Source organism: Aminobacter sp. P4_H6_2, from assembly GCF_056400805.1.
This window is the reverse complement of the sequence record NZ_JBFUKO010000802.1, coordinates 1-2,157: the sequence shown is the minus strand read 5'-3', so window position 1 is coordinate 2,157 and position 2,157 is coordinate 1. Positions and strand designations below refer to the sequence as shown.

Annotated in this window: 2 protein-coding genes and 1 pseudogene; 1 reads left to right on the top strand and 2 read right to left on the bottom strand. The window is 60.4% G+C overall.

The window, feature by feature from the left end:
* Nucleotides 1–794: LacI family DNA-binding transcriptional regulator (locus AC1DUU_RS30335; RefSeq protein ID WP_476787020.1), on the bottom strand; the 794-nt coding region annotated here is incomplete at its 3' end.
* A 227-nt stretch (nucleotides 795–1,021) separates the two neighbouring features.
* On the opposite strand from AC1DUU_RS30335, the pseudogene AC1DUU_RS30330 reads away from it, so the two are divergent.
* Nucleotides 1,022–1,126: pseudogene (locus AC1DUU_RS30330) on the top strand (IS6 family transposase); the annotation flags it as partial.
* Nucleotides 1,127–1,423: 297 nt separating this feature from the next.
* On the opposite strand, the gene AC1DUU_RS30325 reads toward AC1DUU_RS30330, so the two are convergent.
* Nucleotides 1,424–1,588: a hypothetical protein gene (locus tag AC1DUU_RS30325; protein ID WP_476787019.1), complete on the bottom strand. Its 165-nt coding sequence runs from the start codon at nucleotides 1,586–1,588 to the stop codon at nucleotides 1,424–1,426.
* Nucleotides 1,589–2,157: the final 569 nt, after the last annotated feature.

The window sequence follows — 2,157 nt, the reverse complement described above, 5'->3', positions numbered from 1 at the left end:
GCCTCAATCAGACCGAGGTTCCCCGCGCCGATGTTGTAGAGGCCCACAATGTCAGGGTCGCGATCGAGGCATTGCTCCACGATGCGCCGTGTCGCCATTCGGTCGTCACGACCCTCGACTACGGGCAGCGCCTCCAGGTTGGGATATTCGGTGCGGATCACCTGATCGAAGCCCAGGCGGCGTTCCACATGGTCGCGCACCAGCATGGAGCCGGCGACCAGCGCGATCTTGCCCTTGACGCCTCGAAGGAAGCGCGCGAGCAGGCTCGCCGCAGTGCGTCCAGCCGCGACATTGTCGATGCCCACGTAGCGATGGCGCTGGAAGGACGGTGCATCAGAGACAAGGGTGACGACCGGTACATTCGCGCTATGCAGGCGCGCCAGTGCCCGGCGCACCGGCGGCGCTTCGGTTGCGACTAGCGCCACCCCGCCTATCTCGTTGAGGTMCAGTCGGTTGAGAATGTCGGCTAGCGCCTGCCCATCAAAGGCAGGCGCCGTGACGACGTTAAGTTCGATCCCGTCCGGCGTCATCTGGCGACTGGCTTCTCGCGCTTCGTCCTCGAGCCTGCGCATGAAGCTGTTTGCTCCTTCAGGAATGATGAAAACAAGGCGGTAAACACGGCCCTTGGCCAGATTGGCCGCCGCCTGATTGCGAACGAAGCCAAGCTGCCGGATCGCTGCTTCCACGCGCTGTAACGTCGATGCCCGTACACCTTCGCGGCCATTGATGACGCGATCGACCGTTGAGAGGCTGACGCCGGCTGCGCGGGCGACGTCATGGACCGTGGCGCGCATCGTGGCTCCATTCCTGAGTTACGTACATCACTACATTCACTTGGGCGGGAGCGTCAACGTCGTTAGACTGCGGGACCTCCGATCAGCTGGACGTCGTTGACGTATACGTCCCCGACGCACTACCAACCGGCCGCCGTCGCGCCGGTGAAACCGCTGGAACGGTATTGTCACGGTAGCCACTTGTTCGGACCTGCTGGAATAGATGCAGGCGCACGAACACCTCGCCCATCTGCTACAAGCGCCACCGTTTTCCGCCCCAGATCATCGCCCATGCGGTGTGGCTCTATTTTCGCTTTCCGCTGAGCTTGCGCTTGGTCGAGGAAATGCTGCTGGCTTTGGCGGGCCGTCGATCAGGACGGGTTCCAATCGCCAGGAAGCCTCCATCGCTTCATCTCGATCTTCTCGGCTCTTCGCAATCTGTTCGTCCCGCCCCGCTCAAAACGCTCTGCTCTCGCCATCCACATTCACCGCCTGCGAGCGATGGCGGAATGGAAAGTTGCGGTTGGGAAACTCGAGTCGGTCAAATCGTCGAATAGGGCGATTGCTGCCGGACATAGAGGTGATGCGGCAAAGGAGAGAGCGKGGGCGTCCAACCCGCTTTGCGGCGAAATCACCCGTGGGCTTACGAACTACGCCTTGGTGTCTTTCGGCACACGAATGCCGCGGCGGCCAGCGTATTCAATGAGCGCAACCTCGATGACAGCAGTAATCGATCGACGGTCCACTTCTGCCAGCTTTTGAGCTAGTTCTAATATTGCAGGATCAAGTCGGGTCGTAAAAGGTTTCTTGGTCATCGAATTCAGTGCTTGAACTTTCCGCTCGACCGTGCATATTTCGCACGTGCAGTGCACTTGCATTGCACGCTATTCGGCCAACCAGAGCGCGGCAACGCTGTGGCTGGCCTAACCAAACCCTAGCTGTCTGGAGCTCGGATCATGRCTGATTCCGACAATACCACAGCTTTGYCYTTCGTCATCCCAGGGAGACGAAAGAAGAGCAAAGCTGTGGATGACGATGCGAAAGCTGACGCCACGGTTGGCGCCAGACACGCCGAGAGGATTGCCGCGCGTTTGTTTGCGCCCATCGACCCTTGCGTGGTCCTGCTGCAAGAGTGGGAGCACGCACATCACATGGCCGTGGTCCTGTGTCGACTGCAGCAACGTCTGGAGACACGGATAAGAAACGCCCTCGGGTCTCCTGGTCCTGGCGGCGCAACGGCTATGAATCGGAAGGGCACGTCGAAGTCGGGCCTGACAGATCCTCAGCAGACACGTTGGGACGCGCTAGACAAGGAGGTCGGCTACTCGCGCGTCCATGCTGCCGAGATCGAGGCCGTCGAGGCTGAAGAACAGATCCTCGATAC

What these genes read in the sequence shown, in the direction of transcription:
- AC1DUU_RS30325 (WP_476787019.1), bottom strand. Translation starts at nt 1,588, where the DNA reads ATGACCAAGAAACCTTTTACGACCCGACTTGATCCTGCAATATTAGAA.